This is a genomic window from Streptomyces sp. NPDC001381, from assembly GCF_042895685.1.
Taxonomy (GTDB): domain Bacteria; phylum Actinomycetota; class Actinomycetes; order Streptomycetales; family Streptomycetaceae; genus Streptomyces.
The window spans coordinates 1,031,772-1,049,310 of record NZ_JBIAWO010000002.1 but is presented as its reverse complement, the minus strand read 5'-3'; the positions used below and the strand labels follow the sequence as shown (position 1 = coordinate 1,049,310).

Genomic DNA, 17,539 nt, shown 5'->3' with positions numbered 1-17,539 from the left:
CCGCGCCAGGCCCGTCAGCCGCTGTCGCGGGGGTGGGCCTCGATCACCTTGCCCTTCACATCGGCCTCCAGGTAGGCGCCGCCGTAGTCGTCGGCGAGGTAGACGTTCATCGTCGGCGGGTCGTCGAAGACGGTGGACGCCGGGTCGACGACCAGGTAGCGGCTGGTCGGGGCGCTGATGTTGAGCGTCCGCCCGGCCTCGGTGAACAGCCCGGGCACGGCGTCCCAGTTGAAGGTGTCGAGATCCACGGGGGTGTCGCCGGTGCGCACGGTGCCGCCGGGCCCGTCCTTCACCGCCACGTCCCCGCCCCGGTACTCGTAGCGGTCGTAGAGCTTCGGGTTGCCGTCGACGGGCGCCTCCGCGATGGCGTACCCCGGGTACACCACGAGGCTGGTGACCTTCGTGCCGCCCATCGCGGCCTTCAGCTTCGTCACCGCCGTACGCAGACCGTCCTTGGTGAGGAGGTCGGTCGCCCCTGCCGCGTCACCGCCGGACGAAGAGCCGCTCGGCGACGCGGAGGCCGACCGGCCGCTCTGCGTGGTGGAGGAGGTCGGCGCGGCCCCCTTGCTGTCCCCGTTGCCGCCGTCGTCGTCGTTCAGCTGGGGAAGGGCCCAGACCAGGACGCCGGTCAGGACGGTGCCGACGACGGCCGAGGCGACGGCCGAGGTCCGGTTCCGGCGGGGCCGGGGCAGGGTGGAGGAAGCGGGAGCCGTCACGGCACCGAAGGCCGCGGCGGGCGCCGGCCCCGGGGAGGGAACGGCCGGCGGCGGCGCGAGCGGATAGGAGGTCGGCGCGCCGGTGAACCCCGGCGCGCCGGCGGATCCCGGCACCCGATCCGACGCGTGCCCGCCGGAGAAGCCCGGTGCGGGCACACCCGGGGGCGTGGCCGGGGCGGCGAACGGTCCGAAGGCGCTCTTCGGGCCCACGGGCGGGGCCTGCCGGGCCCCCGACACGGCGGAGCCCGGGGACGGGAACGGCCGGTCCCCGGGTACGGCGCCGCCCGCGGCCGGAGCCCCGGTGGCGCCCACCGGCCCCGCCGACGCGTCCTGGGCCTCCCCCGTCACCGCCGCGAGCTGCCGGTCGACCTCCTCCGCCCCGGGGCGGGCCTGCGGATCGCGGACGAGGAGCGCGGTGAGCAGGCCGGTCAGCGGGCCGGCCTGCCGGGGTGGCGGGACGTCCTCGCCGAGCACGGCGGCCAGGGTGGCGAGCGTGCTGGCCCGGCGCAGCGGATGGTTGCCCTCGACGGAGACGTACAGCAGCATTCCCAGCGACCAGAGGTCGGCGGCCGGGCCGCCGTCCTTGCCGCTGACGCGTTCCGGCGCCATGAAGTCGGGCGAACCGATGACGGAGCCGGTCGCGGTGAGGCTGGTGGCCTCGCGCACGGCGGCGATGCCGAAGTCCGTGAGCACGGGCCGCCCGTCGGGGCGCAGCAGGACGTTGGCGGGTTTCACGTCGCGGTGCTCGATGCCGACGGCGTGCGCGGCGCGCAGCGCGGACAGCACCTCGCGCCCCACTCGCGCGGCCTCGACGGGGGTCAACACGCCGCGCTGCAGCCGGTCCTGGAGCGAGCCGCCCGTGACCAGTTCCATCACGATCCACGGATAGGTGCCCTCGCCGCCGTCGACGATGTGGTGGATGGTGACCACGTTGGGGTGGTGGACGCGGGCCAGGGCGCGTGCCTCGCGCAGGACGCGCTCGCGCAGGGTGCGGGCGCCCTCGGGGTCGTATTCGGCCAGCGCGGGATCCGGCGGCCGTACCTCCTTGACCGCGACGTCGCGGTGCAGCGCCAGGTCGCGGGCGCGCCACACCCATCCCATGCCTCCGCCGCCGAGCCGGTGCAGCAGTTCGAATCGGCCGTCGACGACGCGTCTCTCAGGTTCCCCGGTGTTCATGGAGGGAGCTTAGGGGTAGACGCGGACAGTGGTGTGTCCGCCAGAGGGGGCACAGCGCGAATGGTCCGCGCGGGCACGGGCATGCTGTGAACGAGGTCACTTCCGGCGGGCCGTTGCCGGAGCCATCCGGACTCGTCGCCCTCCCCCCACGAAGGACATGTGCTTTGGCTCTTACGTACCCTGACGCCCCCTCGGCCCGACGCCCGGGCCGCTGCTGGACGATCCGTGTGGTCGGGCACCGGGACCGCACCGCTTCGGTCACCTGCTCGTCGGCGTGCGCGATGCCGCCGCGCTCCCGGGACATCGCGGCCCTGCGCCGCTTCGCCGAGGCCCATGTGGCCGCGCACGCCAGAGCTGCGGCAGTGCACCACGACGCCGCCTGCTGGTGCCGGCGCCAGCGGTGCGCGCTGCACGAGGGCACCCGGGTCAACTGTGCGGGCTCGGTCGTCCTCGTGCTGCGGCACGACCCGGCGGTCGGCCAGGTGTGGACGCTCACCGAAGTGTGCTCCGCCTGCGCCCCGTTGATGCCCCACGCCCGCGTGATGAGCCGCGCGGTTCCGCCGCCGCCCCCGCCCCGGGACGCGGAACGGGAGCCGCAGGGCAGCCGTCCGTCACCGCCCGGCGCCGCGACACCGCCGACGGTGGCCCCGCCCCGTCTCGTCCCCGGCGGTTTCAGCGCCCCCTCGCCCCCCGGCCCCGGTCCGGAGCGGGCGGGCACCCGCCGTCGGGGCGCCGGCAGGCGGCGCGGCCGCGCGGAGGCCGAGGGCACCGGCGGCTGAACCCGGCCGGGCCCGTGGTCAGGGCTCGTGCCGGGACTGCGGGGGGATACGCACGGGCAGGGAGCCCAGGATCCGGCCGCGGACCGTGGGAGCGGGCGGGGCCCCGGGGAGGTGTGGCCGGTCGGCCGGGGAGCCTTCCGCCACCAGTTGGGCGATACGGGTGCCGCTGCGCCGCCCCTCCAGGTGGAGGCGGCCGACGTTGACCCGGTCGTCGGCGAGCAGCGTGAGGACGGCCGAGGGGCCGGCCGCGTAGGTCGCCACGTATCCCCCGGCCCCGCGGACGAGCAGTTCGCGGAACTCGCCTCGGGCCGCGAGGTCGGCCATGCGGCGGCCCACACCGAGCGCGGCCGCGGTGAGCGCCGCCAGCGATTCCGCCTCGACGTCCGGCATGTCCCGGGCCAGGACGAGCCCGTCGGCGCTGGCCGCCAGCGCTCCCCTCAGCTGCGGCATGCGCGCACGCAGCCGGTGCAGTTCGTTCAGAACCTCGGCCTCGACGGCCATGACCGTGTCCTTTCGGCGCGCCGACGGCGGAAGCGGTTCAACTACGGTGCGGTTCAGGGTCGTTCACGCACCCCAAGCGTGCGGGTGACCCCGAGACTACGGAACGTACCGGCCCTGGGAGACGGCTTTGGCATTTTCCGCTGGAACATGCTGCGCCCCAGGGCCGGCCAGAACCGTGGCGGACGGCCTGCGGGGGGCGGTGGCTGCGCAACGGCGCGGGTTCGGCGTCGGCGCGATCGCGGGCGTGGCGGCGCCGGAAACGACAAAGGCAAGGAGTTCAGCGCTCCTTGCCACTCTCAACGTATAGCGCACGGGGGGCCTTGCGGCAAGGCCCGGGGTGTGCCGCAGAATGATCGGCCCAGGACGGAAACTGGGGGAATGGCGGATATGCCGAGTATGTGTAGTTGTGTGAGTTCATGGGCCGCGTGGGGCTGCCGGGCCGAGTCCGGTCTCGTGGAACGGGTGGGCCGATGATCGATGTGATCGTGGTCGGGGGCGGGCCGACCGGCTTGATGCTGGCCGCCGAGTTGCGGCTGCACGGTGTGCACGTGGTCGTGCTGGAGAGACTGACCGAGCCGACCGGGCAGTCCCGGGGCCAGGGCCTGCACGCGCGCAGCGTCGAGATGACGGACCAGCGGGGCCTGTTGGACCGGTTCCTCGCGGTCAGTGAGAAGTTCCAGGTGGGCGGGCTCTTCGGCGGGATCGCCAAGCCGTGGCCGGAGCGGCTGGACACCGCTCACCCGTACGGACTCGCCACCCCGCAACCGGTCACCGAGCGGCTGCTCGAGGAGCGGGCCCTCGAACTCGGTGCCGAGATCCGCCGCGGTGACGAGGTGACCGCGCTGAGCCAGGACGAGGAGGGGGTGACCGTCGTACTGGCGGACGGCTCGCGCCTGCGCTCGCGCTATCTCGTCGGCTGCGACGGGGCCCGCAGCACGGTGCGCAAGGGCCTCGGCGTCGGCTTTCCCGGTGAACCCTCCCGGGTCGAGACCCTGCTGGGCGAGATGGAGGTGACCGAGGACCCGGCGACGATCGCCGCCGTCGTCCAGGAAGTGCGCAAGACCCAGCTGCGCTTCGGCGCCATGCCCCTCGAAGGCGCGCGGTACCGGCTCGTCGTGCCCGCCGAAGGGGTGGCAGAGGACCGCACGGCGCCGACGACCCTCGAGGAGTTCAGACAGCGGTTGCGGGCCGTCGCGGGCACCGACTTCGGCGTGCACTCGCCGCGCTGGCTCTCCCGGTTCGGCGACGCCACGCGGCAGGCCGAGCGCTACCGGGTCGGCCGGGTGCTGCTCGCGGGAGACGCGGCCCACATCCACCCGCCGACCGGCGGGCAGGGCCTCAACCTCGGCATCCAGGACGCGTTCAACCTCGGCTGGAAACTGGCCGCCGAGGTGGGCGGCTGGGCGCCGGAGGGGCTGCTGGACAGCTACCACGCCGAACGGCACCCGGTGGGTGCCCGCGTGCTGGACAACACCCGCGCGCAGATCACGCTGCTGGGGACCGAGCCGGGTGCGGCCGCGCTGCGCGAGCTGTTCTCGAAGCTGATGGACTTCGAGGAGGTGAACCGGTACGTCACCGGGATGATCACCGCCGTCGGGGTCCGCTACGACTTCGGCGAGGGCCACGAACTGCTCGGCCTGCGGCTGCGGGACGTGAAGCTGAAGCAGGGCCGCCTCTACGAGCTGATGCACGGCGGCCGCGGCCTGCTGCTCGACCAGACCGGCCGGCTGTCGGTGGCGGGCTGGGCGGACCGCGTCGACCACGTCGTCGACGTGAGCGAGGAACTGGACGTCCCCGCGGTGCTGCTGCGACCGGACGGCCATGTGGCGTGGGCCGGTGAGGAGCAGCGGGAACTGCTCCCCTGCCTGGGCAGGTGGTTCGGCGCCGCCGCCGGCTGAGGGTGCCGGTGTCCCCGGCCGCGGGCACCGGCCGGGGACGCGGGCGTCCGTGGGTCGGCGCAGGGTGAGGCTCCGCATCTGGTCCGCGGTGGCGTCGCCGGTCCACCGCAGGGCCCGCGCGCCGGACGACGTGCTCGTGCGGGTCGCGTCCGGCGGCGGCCCGGTCCCGGCTGTCGCCGAGGCCCACGGCGGAACCGTGCGAGCGGGTGCCCGCCCCGGCGGCGGATCCTCCATCGGCTTCAGCGTCGCCCGTTCACGCCTCCCGCCGGACCCCGACACCGGGTGACCGCCCCGGCGGGGCCCCGACCTCAGCCCGGAGGGCCCGACCTCCGGCCCAGGGAGACGCCCCGGGGCCGACCTCCCGTCCCCCGGTCACGGACCGTGCCCCCACCACGAGCGCGGCTGAACCCCGCCCGGCACCATCGACCCGCCGACCGGGGACACGCCCCGGACCCGCCACCTCCGGCCCCCGGCCACAGCCGTGCCCCCACCACGAGCGCGGCTGAACCCCACCCGGCACCATCGACCCGCCGACCGGGGACACGCCCCGGACCCGCCGCCTCCGGCCCCCGGCCACAGCCGTGCCCCCACCACGAGCGCGGCTGAACCCCGCCCGGCACCATCGCCCCGCCGACCGGGGACACGCCCCGGACCCGCCGCCTCCGGCCCCCGGCCACAGCCGTGCCCCCACCACGAGCGCGGCTGGACGCCGCTCGGCGCCATCGGTCCGTCGGGTGCGTTGGATGAGCGGGTGGGGTTCGGGTGGGGCGGACGGACTCGGCGGGGGCGGCAGGGGAAGGAGCCCTTGGCGACCTGGGCAGGTCCGGGTGAGGAGGCGCCGGACGGCCGGGGGGCTGCCCCGGACGGCCCTGGTGGGGTCGGCCGGGGCGACGCACGATGGGGGGACGCCCCCGTTCGAGGGCGGCGCACCGGCGGGACGGCCGCCGAACGCACTGGAGTCCGTGATGGAAACCTCACGCAAGGCCCTCCGCGCCCTTCGCCCGCTTCGGCGGGAGCCGGCCGTCGGGGCACCGTACGGGTGCGTGTGATGCGCGCCCGTACGGACCCGCCGGTACCGGGCGCGGAGGCGGAGGAGGCGGCCGGCGCCGCGTCCGGCTCCGGTCCGCCTCCCGCGGTGCGGGAGCTCGCCGCCGCCGATGTCTTCACCGCGCTGGGCACCTCGCGGCGCGGTCTGTCGGCGCAGCGGGCGCGGGCGGAGCTGGAGCGGTACGGGCCCAACGAACTGCCCCGTACGAAGGGCCGCGCCGTATGGCGGCAGCTGGGGGCGCAGTTCACGGACCTGTTCGCGGTCCTGCTGATCGTCGCGTCGGGGATCACCTTTCTGGCGTACGAGCTTCAGGAACCGCGTGACGTGGGCACCCTGCAGCTCGCGCTGGCGATCCTGGGCGTCGTGGTGCTGAACGCGGTCATCGGCTTCGCGCAGGAGTACTCGGCCGAGCGGACGGCCCAGGCGCTGGAGGCGATGGTGCCCCACGCGTGCCGGGTGCTGCGCGGCGGTGAGCGGCGGGAGGTGCCCGCCCGGGAGCTGGTGCCGGGCGACGTGGTGGTGCTGGAGGCCGGGGACGCCGTGTCGGCGGACTGCCGGGTGGTGGAGGCGCACGAGCTGGCGGTGAACAACGCGCCGCTGACCGGCGAGAGCAACGCCGTGGGCCGTACCGCCGATCCGGTGGCGGCCGGGCCGCCGCTGGAGGCCCGCAACTGCGTGTTCATGGGAACCGACGTGGTCGCCGGATCCGGCCGGGCGGTGGTCTGTGCCACGGGTGCGGCGACCGAGTTCGGGCGGATCTACCGGCTGGCCGCGGCGGCCCCGCGGCAGAAGACCCCGCTGCAGCTCCAGGTGGCCTCGATGGCGCGGCGGGTGGCGGGAGCGGCCCTGGCGATCGGCGCCCTGATGTTCGCCGTACGGCTCCCCACCGGCGAGTCCGTGGTGCCCCTGTTCGTGTTCGCGCTGGGGGTCATGGTGGCGATGGTGCCGGAAGGGCTGCCCGCCACCCTCTCGGTGTCCCTGGCGATCGGTGTCCGGCGGATGGCGCGCCGCCGCGCTCTGATCAAGCAGCTGCTGGCCGTGGAGGCGCTCGGGTCGACCACGGTGGTGTGCACCGACAAGACCGGGACGCTCACCCAGGCCGAGATGACCGTCACCCGGGTGTGGGCGGGGGGCGCGACGCACCCGGTGACGGGTGTCGGCTACGCCCCGGACGGGGAGGTCGCCGACGCGGCGCCGGTGCGCGAGCTGCTCCGGGTGGCGAGCCTGTGCTGCAACGCCCGTCTCGTGCCGCCCGAGGGCGGCCGGCACTGGCGGGTGCTCGGCGACACCACGGAGGGCGCGCTGCTCGTGGTGGCGGCCAAGGCCGGTCTCGACCCGGGCGCGGAGGAGGCGGCGGCTCCGCGCGTGACCGAGTTTCCGTTCGACTCGGACCGCAAGCTGATGACCACGGTGCACAAGAGCGGCACGGGCTACCAGGCGTGCGTCAAGGGCGCGCCCGCCGAGCTGCTGGCGCGCTGCGCCGAGGTGGAGTGGGAGGGGCGGGGCGGGCCGCTGACCGCGCAGGACCGGGCGGCGGTGCTGGCCGCGGGTGACGCGCTGGCGTCGCAGGGGCTGCGGGTGCTCGCCGTCGCGCGCCGGGAGCTGGACGGGCCCCGGCCCGCACAGGACGAGGCCGAGTCCTCGCTCACGCTCCTGGGACTGGTCGGCATGCTGGACCCGCCGCGGCCGGAGGTCACCGACGCGGTCGCCGCCTGCCGCCGGGCCGGTATCCGGATCGTCATGGTCACCGGCGACCACCCGCTCACCGGGGAGGCCGTGGCCCGGCGGGTCGGGATCGTGCGCGGGCCGGATCCCGTCGTGGTGACGGGCGCCAGGCTCGACGCGATGGACGAGGAGGCGCTCGACGCGCTGCTGGCCGAGCCGTCCGAGCTGCTGCTGTGCCGGGTCAGCCCGGAGCACAAGATGCGCGTGGTCACCGCCTTCCAGCGGCGGGGCGAGGTGGTGGCGGTCACCGGGGACGGCGCGAACGACGCCCCCGCGCTCAAGCACGCGGACATCGGGGTGGCGATGGGGGCCTCGGGCACCGACGTGGCGCGGGAGGCGGCCTCGATGGTGCTGCTGGACGACTCGTTCGCCTCGATCGCCGCGGCGGTGCGACTCGGCCGGGCGGTCTACCAGAACATCCGCAAGTTCCTCGTCTACCTGTTCAGTCACAACATCGGGGAGCTGGTCCCGATCCTGGCGGCGACCTTCGCCGGTTTCCCGCTGGTGCCCATCAGCGCGGTGCAGATCCTGGCGATCGACCTGGGCTCCGACGTACTGCCCGCCCTGGCCCTGGGGGCCGAACCCCCGGAGCCCGACGTGATGGAGCGCCCGCCGCGCTCCCGCCGGGAACGGCTGTTCTCCGCCTCCGTGGTGGGACGGATCCTGTTCCTCGGCGGCATCCAGGCGCTCTGCGTCACCGCCGTCTTCTTCTGGCACATCGGGTCCTCGGGCATCCCGTTCGACGACTTCACCGAGGACACGCCCGTCTACCGGGAGGCGATCACCATGGTCCAGGCGGGGATCGTGCTCAGCCAGTTCTTCAACGCGCTCGCGGTCCGCACCGACCGGCAGAGCCTTCTGAAGGTGGGGCTGCTGTCCAATCCGGCCCTGCTGGCGGCGGGCGGCTTCGGCGTCGCCCTCATGGCCGCGATCAGCTACGCGCCTCCGCTGCAGGCCGTCTTCAACACCGCCCCGCTCGACGCCGCCGACTGGGCGGTGCTGGCCGGGCTCGGAACCCTCCCCCTGATCGCGGACGAGGTACGCAAGGGGTGGCTGCGCCACCGTGCCGACCGCCGGAAAGGAGCCCCACGGTGAAGGTGATCGTCGTCGGCTGCGGACGCGTGGGGGCCACCCTCGCCGGTCTGCTCGCCTCCGAAGGGCACGACGTGCGGGTCGTCGACCGGCGTCCCAAGGCGGCCCGGCGGCTGCCCGACAGCCCCCGCATCCGTTTCCTGGAGGGCAACGGCTACAGCCGCTCCGTGCTGGAGGCCGCCGGTGTCGAGCACGCGGACGCCTTCGTCGCCGTCACCTCCGGGGACAACAGCAACATCGTCAGCGCGCGCACCGCGCGGGAGACCTACCGGGTGCCGATCGTCCTCGCCCGGATCTACGACCCACGGCGCGCCGACATCTACCGCGAACTCGGCATCCCCACCATCGCCAGCGTCCGCTGGACCGTGCACCGCATCCACCAGATGCTGCTGCACCGCCATCTGAGCCCCGAGCTCGGTTTCGGCAACGGCGAGACGGTGCTCGTCCGCTCCGAGGTGCCCGACTACCTCATCGGACGGCGGCTGGCCGAGTTCGAGGTCGACGGGGAGATCCGCGTCGTCGAGGTCACCCGCGGGGGCCACTCGCTGATTCCCGCACACGGCACCTCAGCCCAGGCGGACGACCTGGTCACCTTCGCCGTCGCCGCCACCGCGCTCGGCAGGCTGCGCGGCTTTCTCGACAAGGAGCTGGGGACGTGAACGTGCTCATCGCCGGAGCGGGGCGGCTCGGCACCCAGATCGCCCAGGTGCTCTCCGCGGCCCACAACGAGGTCACGCTGATCGACATCGACGACGACCGCGTCGCCGAGCTCCAGGACCGCGTCCCGGTGCGGCTGGTGGCCGGCGACGCCTGCGAACCGGCCCTCCTGGAACACGCCGGGGCCCTGACCGCCGACCTCGTCATCGCCGCCACCGGGGAGGACGAGGACAATCTCGTCATCAGCCTGCTCGCCAAACGGCAGTTCTCGGTGCCCCGCGTGGCGGCGCGGTTCAACGACGCCGACAACGCCTGGCTGTTCGACGAGCGCTGGGGCGTGGACGTCGCCGTCCCCGCCGCCACCCCGCTGATCTCCCTCATCGAGGAGGCCACCGGGGCCACCGACACGGTCGCCCTGCTGCGGCTCAGCAAGGCCGGCGTCGACGTCATCGAAACGGCCATCACACCGCGGTCCAGGACGGCGGGCCGGGCCCTGGGCGACGTCCGGCTGCCCGAGGGGACGGTCGTCGCCACGATCGTCCGCGACGGGCAGCCGACCGTACCGGACCCCGCGGTCCGGCTCCGCCCCGGTGACGAGATCCTGCTCGTCTCGCACACCGCGACCGAGCAGGAGATCCACGCCGCGTTCCAGTGATCGGGTTCCGGTGCGGGTCCGGTGCACGGGTTCCGGTCGGGTTCCGGTGCACGGGTTCCTGTCGGGTTCCGGTGCACGGGTTCCTGTCGGGTTCCGGTGCACGGGTTTCCGGTCGGGTTCCGGTGCACGCGACCGCCCGGCGCTCCGGGCCACCCGCCCCCCGCTCGCTGCCGCGCCGGCCGTCAGTCCGGCTCCCCGTAGGGGCGGCGGAAGACCGGGGCCTGGCCGGTTCCCCAGGGTCGTACGGCCGTCAGGGCACGGGCGACCGCGGACTCCAGCGGGCCGCTGGTGTCGACGGCCACCGCCTCCGGCCACGGGGGTTCCCGGGCCGCCATGGCGTTGGCGATGCCGAGGTCGGCGTCGGAGTGGCCGGAGACGGAATGGCCGGAGGCGGAAGCGCGCGCCCTCAGGCGGGCCGCCGACACGTCGTGGGGCGCATGGCAGTGCAGGGCCACCAGGTCCGAGCAGGTGCGTTCGGCCACGCGCCGTGCCGCCGCACGCTGCGCGGGGTCGGACCAGGTGGCGTCCAGGACGACGGACTCGCCCGCGGACAGCAGGGCCGCCGCCCGGTCGAGGAGGGTGGCGTAGGTCCTCGCCGTCCATTCGGCCGTGTACAGCCCCTCGCCGTAGCCGGCCGCCGCCGACCGCTCCGGGGGCATGCCCGCCAGTTCCTTGCGGAGGCGGTCGCTGCTGAGCAGGGTGACCCCCAGGCGGTCGGCCAGCGCGCCGGAGAGGGTGGACTTCCCGCTGCCCGGCAGCCCGCCGACCAGGGTCAGGCCGACGGCGGAGGTGCGCAGATGGCGCAGCGTCGTCGAGACCAGCCGGCGTGCCGCCGTCTCCGCGCCGGGCGCGCCCTGGCGGGCCTGGATCAGGGAGACCTTGGCGCGGACGAACGCGCGGTAGGCGACGTAGTGGTGCCACAGGGACGGGGGCGCGGGGTCGCCGGAGTATTCGCCGTACCGCGCGAGGAAGTACGCGGCGGCCTCGGGTGCGCCGAGTCGTTCCAGGTCCATGGCGAGGAAGGCGGCGTCGTCGAGGCCGTCGACGCAGCGCAGCCGGTCGTCGAACTCCAGGCAGTCCAGGACGCGGGGGCCGTCGTCGAGGCAGAAGATGTCCTCGGCGAGGAGGTCGCCGTGACCGTCGACCACCCGGCCCTGCGCGATGCGGGCCGCGAACAACCCCTCGCGGCCGGCGAGATAGCGCCGCACGAGCCGTTCCGTCTCGGTCACGCCGTCGGGCACCGGGCCGTCCTCCGCCATCGCGTGGACCTGCGCGAAGCCGGCCTCCCACCGCGACGACAGGGCGTCCCGCGTGCCCTGCGCGTCCGCTTCGGGACTGCGGGGCGCGTCGGCGTGCCACGCGGCGAGGTGCCGGGCGACGGACCTGAGGACCTCGTCCAGCGCCTCCCCCTCTCGTACCAGGTGGGACAGGCGTCGGTGCGCGGGCATGCGCCGCATCACCACGAGGGGTTCCGGCGCCTCCGCGCCGGGGCCGCGGAACTCTCCCAGGCCGAGGTACACGTCGGGGGCGAAGCGGCGGTTGAGGGCGACTTCGCGCGCGCACGCGGCCCGGCGTCCGGCCGGTGTGGTGTAGTCCAGGAATCCCAGGTCCACCGGCTTCTTGACCTTGTAGGCCCGGTCCCCGACGAAGAACACGATCGCGGAATGGGTCTCGCACACCTCCGCGCGCGGCGGCTGCCCGCCGTCGTGGCCGGGCTCAGTCATGGGGGACGACGGCGCCGGGGCGGCGTCCGTGGTGGATGGCGGCCCGGCTGACAGGACCGGGGTGAGATGCCATGGCGGCGGCCTCCGTCTCGTACGAAGCCTGACGCGGCGGCGGGTGACGGTGACGACCGAGTCCGATGACGTGCCTGGTCCGGACGTCGCCGGCATGCCGGGCGCGGCGCTTCCCTCCTTCGAGGAGTACCCCATTCCCTTCCCCGGCGCATGCGCGGACGGCGGGGTCGGGTGGGTCCGCCTCGTGGATCCGGGCCGGAAGTCGGACCGGCAGGGACCTTCGGCCCAGTGCTCCGGGAGCGGTGCCGTTCGACGGTGGGAGCGGATGGCGGGGGACGGCCGACGAGTCGCTGGAGGCCGAGTCATGAGCACGCACGGTTCGCCGTACTCCGGTCCGCCGCCGGGGCGCGGTCCTGGCCCGTCCCCGGGCGCGACCTCCCTGCGGCGCGCGTCCGACAGGTTCGAACGCTGGTTCCGCCGCGTCCTGATCGTGGTTGTCCTCCTGGGTGTGCCGGCCGCCGCGGTCGGTGCGGGACTCACGGCGTACGAGGCCTCGATGCGCACGGTGCGGGTCCAGGCGGCGGAGCGTCACCAGGTCACGGCCCGGGTGGCCGCGGGCGTCGAGAGCGACGGAGACTGGGCGAAGCAGCCGGCGCAGGTCCGCTGGACCGACCCCGACGGCACCGTGCGCACGGGAGCGGCCCTGGTGAAGCCGGGCACCCCCGCGGGCACCGCGGTGCGGGTGTGGGTGGACCGGGACGGAACCGTCACCACCGCGCCGGTGAGCACGCTCAACGCGACGACCACCGGCTGGCTGGTGGGCGGCATGGCGGCGTTCGGCGTGGCCGCCGGGGCCTATGCGGCCTGGGCGGGCACGCGCCTGGCCCTGGACCGCAGAAGGTACGCGCGGTGGGACGCCGAGTGGGAGCTGGTCGAGCCCCGGTGGTCGGCCCGCTTCCACCGGTGACGGACAGGACCGGCCGCGGACCGGGAGGTGACACCGATGTCGGACGCCACGACCACCGATCTGTACGAAGTCACGATGGCCCTGTGCTACCTGCGGGAGGGCACGACCGGCCAGGCGACGTTCAGCCTCTTCGTCCGCGACCTGCCGCCTGAACGCGGCTTCCTGGTGGCGGCGGGGCTGGAGTCGGCACTCGACCACCTGACCGGTCTCCGGGTCGGCCCGGAGGACGTCGACGCCTTCGCCTCCGCGCTGCACCGGCCGCCGCGGGACCTGGAACCGCTGCTCGGCCTGACGTTCACCGGCCAGGTGCGCGCGGTACCCGAAGGGCGGATCGTGCTCGCGGGCGAGCCGCTGCTGGAGGTGACCGCACCGCTTCCGCAGGCCCAACTGGCCGAGACGTATGTGCTCAACCTGCTCAGCCACCAGACGACGATCGCCTCCAAGGCCGTGCGCTGCGTGCTCGCGGCGGCCGGTCACCCGGTCGTCGACTTCGCCCTGCGGCGCACCCACGGCCCGCAGGCGGGCTTCCAGGCCGCCCGTCTGGGCGCGATGGCCGGCTTCGCCGGGACCAGCAACGTGGCGGCGGCCACCGCCGAGGGCATCCCCGCCGTCGGCACGATGGCCCACTCCTTCGTGGAGGCGTTCGCCACGGAGGAGGACGCCTTCCGCGCGTTCGCCCGGTCCCACCCCGGGCCGGTGACCCTGCTGGTGGACACCTACGACACGGAGGAGGGCGTGCGTGTCGCGGCACGCGTCCTGCGGGACCTGGACCGCGGGCCCGGCTCCGCCGTACGGCTGGACAGCGGCGACCTCGGCGACCTGGCGGCACGGGCCCGCGCGATCCTCGACGACGCGGGACTGCCCGACGTGCGGATCGTCGCCAGCGGCGGTCTCGACGAGTACGCCGTGGACGACCTGGTCCGCTCCGGGGCGCCGATCGACACGTACGCGGTGGGCACCCGCGTCGGGGTGTCGGCCGACGCGCCGTACCTGGACTCCGCCTACAAGCTGGTGGAGCTCGACGGCCACCCGGTGATGAAGCTCTCGTCGGCGAAGGTGACGGCCCCCGGCCGCAAACAGGTGTTCCGCCGGCCCGGCTGCGCCGACGTGATCGGTCTCATGACCGAGCGGCCCCCCGAGGACGGGGTTCCGCTGTTGGAGACGGTGATGCTCGACGGGCGGCGCACCGGCCCCAGGGCCTCGCTCGCCGAGTGCCGGGAGAGACTCGCCGCGGACCTGGACATGCTGCCCCCGGCCGCCCGCAGGATCCACGCGCCCGTCGCGCCCCGCGCGACCACCTCCGAGCGGCTGAGCGCGCTCACCGCCCGTGTCCGGCGCCGTATCGAGGAGCAACTGCCGGTCCACGCCCGCACCGTCCCCGGTGCCGCCGGGCGGTGACCCCGTGCGGCCGCCCGTCGCGCGTGGCACGTTGGATGCAGCACCACCCTGAGGAGAGGGAGGCGTCATGCGAGCCCACCTCGGCGATCAACTCGTCATCGAGAGCACGACGACCGGCACCGCCAGGCGCGACGGCGAGATCGTCGGGCTGCACCACGAGGACGGAACGCCTCCCTACGACGTGCGCTGGTCGGACACGGACGAAGTGACGCTCGTGTTCCCCGGGCCCGACGCGCACATCCGCCATCTCGAACACGGGCATCCGGGGACCGCGCACGGTCCTTCGGCGGCGGGCGGGCACGCGGCGGGAACCGGGACCGCGGCCGCCCCGGCGCCCGGGACATCCGCGGCATCCCGGACGCCGCCCGCGGCACCCGGGGCGTTCCACCACGGTGACATCGGCCGCCGGGTGGCCGCCGAACGCCACCGGCTGGGCCTCAGCCGTGCGGAGACGGCCCACCGGGCGCGGATGTCCGCCGGCTACCTCGCGTACCTGGAGGAACGGCCCGCCGACCCGAGTGCGGCGACCCTCGTCAGGCTCGCCGACGCGCTGGGCACCACCGTCACCGCCCTGCGCGGAGGCGGAGCGGACGAGCCCCCCGGTCAGGGCCGCGCGCTGCGGCGTCCCCGGCTGCGGGACCTCGGCCCGGAGGAGTGCCGCGCCCTGCTCTCCACCCATGGCGTGGGGCGGGTCGCGGTGTCCGCGGCCGACGGCCGGCCCGCGGTCGTTCCGGTCAACTACGAGGTCGTCGACGACGCGATCGTGTTCCGGACCGCGCCGGACTCCACGCCGTCGGCAGCGGTCGGGACCGAGGTCGCCTTCGAGGTCGACCACCTGGACGAGGCATCGAGTCAGGGCTGGAGCGTCCTCGCCGTGGGCCCCGCGAGCGCCGTGACGGAGCCGGACGCCGTACGCAGGCTCACCGAGGGGGCCCACACCACGCCCTGGGCGGGCGGAGCACGGGAGATGTGGGTGTCGATCCGGCCCGCCCACCTCACGGGCCGCCGCATCAGCCCGGCGGACGAGTGACACCGGCGGCGGCCACCCGTTCCCACCGTCTCCGTTCCCGCCGCCGGGCCGCACAGGGCCTAGGCTCCGGAAGCGGGTTCCCTTGCACGCGACAGGCCGTGGGAGACATGGATGAAGTGGCTGGTCTCGCTCGTCGGTGCCGGGCTCGTCATGATCACCCTGCGGGACCTGTTCCACACGCTCTGGCACCCCACCCGCCACGGCGGTCTGAGCCGCCTCGTGATGACGGCGCTGTGGCGACTCGCGCGGCGTTTCCGTGCGCCCGGGCGGGTGGTCGGGCTGGTCGGGCCGCTCGCCATGGTCACGGTCGTGGGCATGTGGACCGTCATGGTCGTCCTCGGCTGGGCGATCGTGTACTGGCCCCACATGCCGGGAGCGTTCTCCTTCTCCCCGGGGTCCAAGGCGGCGCAGGAGCCGGCGCTGCTCGACTCCCTGTATCTGTCGCTCGTCACCGTGGCCACCCTGGGGCTGGGCGACATCGCGCCCGACGAGGGCTGGCTGCGGCTGGTCTCACCGCTGGAGGCCCTCATCGGGTTCGCGCTCCTGACGGCCACCGTCTCCTGGGTGCTGGAGATCTATCCGGCGCTGACCCGCAGGAGGGTCCTGGCGGTCCGGCTGGCGCTGCTGCGCGACGCGGCTCCGACGACGCGGCAGATCGACTGCACCGCGGGGGCCCTGCTGCTGGACGGCCTGGCGACCGAAGTCGCGCGCGTGCGCATCGACTTCACCCAGTACGCGGAGGCGTACTACTTCCATGACGGGGAGGACCACTCGTCGCTGGCGGCCATGGTCGGCTACGCCACCGTGCTCGCCCGGCGCGGGCAGGAGGCGGAGCGGCCCGAGGTGCGGCTGGCGGGTGCGTTGCTCGCCGGCGCGCTGAAGGACCTCGCCACCATCCTCGACCAGCGGTTCCTCCACACGGGCGGCGCGCCCGCGGAGGTGTTCGCCGCGTACGCCGCCGACCACGGCCGCGACGGCCAGTGACGTTTCTGCGGTGAACCGGCTGCGCCATTGGAGTGAGGGAGGCGGGCACGGGGAGAAAGCCGCGTCCCGACAGCGAAATTCTCTTGTCCCGGCGCAGGTCCCCGTGTCGGCACGGCGTTCCCGCGCACGGTGTTGAAGCCTCGGCCTCATGGGAGGAGCAGGACGTTGAGCCACGGCAACAAGCTGCGGGAACAGATCGTCAGTCCGGGGACGACCCCGCTGATCGGCGTCCACGACATGTACTCGGCGTCGATCGCGGCCGAGCACTACGACGGGTTGTTCGTCTCCGGGTTCGGATTCGCGGCCTCGTACTACGGACTGCCGGACATCGGTTTCATCGCCTGGCCGGACATGGTGGCGTTCGTCCAGCGTCTGCGGGGCGCCTTCCCGCGGCACCACCTGCTGGTGGACATCGACGACGGGTACGTGGACCCGGAGGTCGCCTGCCACGTGGTGGAGGGCCTGGAGCGGATCGGGGCCTCGGGCGTGATCCTGGAGGACCAGAAGCGGCCGCGCCGCTGCGGCCACGCCGACGGCAAGCAGGTGCTGCCGCTGGACGAGTACCTCGCCAAGCTGGAGATGGTGCTGCGCACCCGGCGCGACCTGGTCGTCGTGGCCCGCACCGACGCCACCGACGAGCACGACATCCTGCACCGTGCCGGGACGCTGGCCGCCACCGACGCGGACGTGGTCCTCGTCGACGGGGTGCGCAGCGTCGAGTGGATCCGCCGGATCCGTGCCGTCGTCGGCGACAAACCGCTGCTGTTCAACCAGATCGCCGGAGGCAAGTCGCCCCGGCTGTCGCTGGGCGAGCTGACCGGGCTGGGCGTCGACGTGGCGATCTACAGCACCCCGTGTCTGTTCGCGGCGCACGAGGCGATCGACTCCGCGCTGGCCGGCCTCAAGCGGGCCGACGGCCGCCTGCCCGAGCTGGACGGGGCCCGCGGTGTGGGGGTGCGCGCCGCGACCGCCCTGCTGGAACGCAACATCGCGCGCCTGCGTGCCGAACCCGAACGGGTGGGCCTGTGAGCCGCCTCCGCCTCGGCCCGGTCCGTCGCCCCGGCCGCCGCCGCGGCCCGGTCCTGGCGCTCCGCCGGGGCCGGTGCGGCGGCGCGTAGGCCCGTTCGGGGGACACCGCGCCGCTCCGCCGCGTCCTCCTCGGCGGACCGGATGACCC

13 protein-coding genes are annotated in these 17,539 nt (G+C 74.6%); 10 read left to right on the top strand and 3 right to left on the bottom strand.

Going from position 1 to position 17,539, the window contains the following annotated elements; translation table 11 throughout:
* Nucleotides 1-14: 14 nt before the first annotated feature.
* Nucleotides 15-1,892: a serine/threonine-protein kinase gene (locus ACFY2L_RS11710; RefSeq protein WP_390822157.1), complete on the bottom strand. Its 1,878-nt coding sequence runs from the start codon at nucleotides 1,890-1,892 to the stop codon at nucleotides 15-17.
* 164 nt (nucleotides 1,893-2,056) lie between these two features.
* Here ACFY2L_RS11710 and ACFY2L_RS11705 point away from each other — a divergent pair, with 164 nt between their 5' ends.
* The gene (locus ACFY2L_RS11705; protein WP_390822156.1) at nucleotides 2,057-2,671 is read left to right on the top strand and encodes a hypothetical protein; all 615 of its coding nucleotides are present in this window, start codon (nucleotides 2,057-2,059) and stop codon (nucleotides 2,669-2,671) included.
* Nucleotides 2,672-2,689: 18 nt separating this feature from the next.
* Here ACFY2L_RS11705 and ACFY2L_RS11700 read toward each other — a convergent pair whose 3' ends face one another.
* Complete coding sequence (locus ACFY2L_RS11700; RefSeq protein ID WP_390656747.1) at nucleotides 2,690-3,172, bottom strand: roadblock/LC7 domain-containing protein; 483 nt, start codon at nucleotides 3,170-3,172, stop codon at nucleotides 2,690-2,692.
* A 470-nt stretch (nucleotides 3,173-3,642) separates the two neighbouring features.
* On the opposite strand from ACFY2L_RS11700, the gene rox reads away from it, so the two are divergent.
* The 4 genes from rox to ACFY2L_RS11680 all read left to right on the top strand — a co-directional run bounded on the left by rox (nucleotide 3,643) and on the right by ACFY2L_RS11680 (nucleotide 10,247).
* Nucleotides 3,643-5,070, top strand: coding sequence for a rifampin monooxygenase (gene rox, locus ACFY2L_RS11695; protein ID WP_390822155.1), 1,428 nt, complete (start codon nucleotides 3,643-3,645; stop codon nucleotides 5,068-5,070).
* A 1,048-nt stretch (nucleotides 5,071-6,118) separates the two neighbouring features.
* Nucleotides 6,119-8,938, top strand: coding sequence for a cation-translocating P-type ATPase (locus ACFY2L_RS11690; RefSeq protein ID WP_390656745.1), 2,820 nt, complete (start codon nucleotides 6,119-6,121; stop codon nucleotides 8,936-8,938).
* Nucleotides 8,935-9,594 (top strand): potassium channel family protein, encoded by a 660-nt coding sequence (locus ACFY2L_RS11685; RefSeq protein WP_390822154.1) that lies wholly within the window; start codon nucleotides 8,935-8,937, stop codon nucleotides 9,592-9,594. Before ACFY2L_RS11690 ends, ACFY2L_RS11685 begins: the two co-directional genes overlap by 4 nt.
* Nucleotides 9,591-10,247: a potassium channel family protein gene (locus ACFY2L_RS11680; RefSeq protein ID WP_390656743.1), complete on the top strand. Its 657-nt coding sequence runs from the start codon at nucleotides 9,591-9,593 to the stop codon at nucleotides 10,245-10,247. Before ACFY2L_RS11685 ends, ACFY2L_RS11680 begins: the two co-directional genes overlap by 4 nt.
* 182 nt (nucleotides 10,248-10,429) lie before the next feature.
* Here the strand turns inward: ACFY2L_RS11680 and ACFY2L_RS11675 are convergent, their stop codons facing one another.
* Nucleotides 10,430-11,971, bottom strand: coding sequence for an AAA family ATPase (locus tag ACFY2L_RS11675; RefSeq protein ID WP_390822153.1), 1,542 nt, complete (start codon nucleotides 11,969-11,971; stop codon nucleotides 10,430-10,432).
* A 376-nt stretch (nucleotides 11,972-12,347) separates the two neighbouring features.
* On the opposite strand from ACFY2L_RS11675, the gene ACFY2L_RS11670 reads away from it, so the two are divergent.
* The 5 genes from ACFY2L_RS11670 to ACFY2L_RS11650 all read left to right on the top strand — a co-directional run bounded on the left by ACFY2L_RS11670 (nucleotide 12,348) and on the right by ACFY2L_RS11650 (nucleotide 17,391).
* Nucleotides 12,348-12,950, top strand: coding sequence for a hypothetical protein (locus tag ACFY2L_RS11670; protein WP_390656741.1), 603 nt, complete (start codon nucleotides 12,348-12,350; stop codon nucleotides 12,948-12,950).
* A 36-nt stretch (nucleotides 12,951-12,986) separates the two neighbouring features.
* On the top strand, nucleotides 12,987-14,348 hold the full coding sequence (locus ACFY2L_RS11665) for a nicotinate phosphoribosyltransferase (protein ID WP_390822152.1): 1,362 nt from the start codon (nucleotides 12,987-12,989) through the stop codon (nucleotides 14,346-14,348).
* A 67-nt stretch (nucleotides 14,349-14,415) separates the two neighbouring features.
* Nucleotides 14,416-15,378 (top strand): pyridoxamine 5'-phosphate oxidase family protein, encoded by a 963-nt coding sequence (locus tag ACFY2L_RS11660; protein ID WP_390822151.1) that lies wholly within the window; start codon nucleotides 14,416-14,418, stop codon nucleotides 15,376-15,378.
* A 111-nt stretch (nucleotides 15,379-15,489) separates the two neighbouring features.
* Nucleotides 15,490-16,362, top strand: a complete 873-nt coding sequence (locus ACFY2L_RS11655; protein ID WP_390656738.1) for a potassium channel family protein — start codon at nucleotides 15,490-15,492, stop codon at nucleotides 16,360-16,362.
* A gap of 165 nt (nucleotides 16,363-16,527) precedes the next feature.
* On the top strand, nucleotides 16,528-17,391 hold the full coding sequence (locus ACFY2L_RS11650) for an isocitrate lyase/phosphoenolpyruvate mutase family protein (RefSeq protein ID WP_390656737.1): 864 nt from the start codon (nucleotides 16,528-16,530) through the stop codon (nucleotides 17,389-17,391).
* Nucleotides 17,392-17,539: the final 148 nt, after the last annotated feature.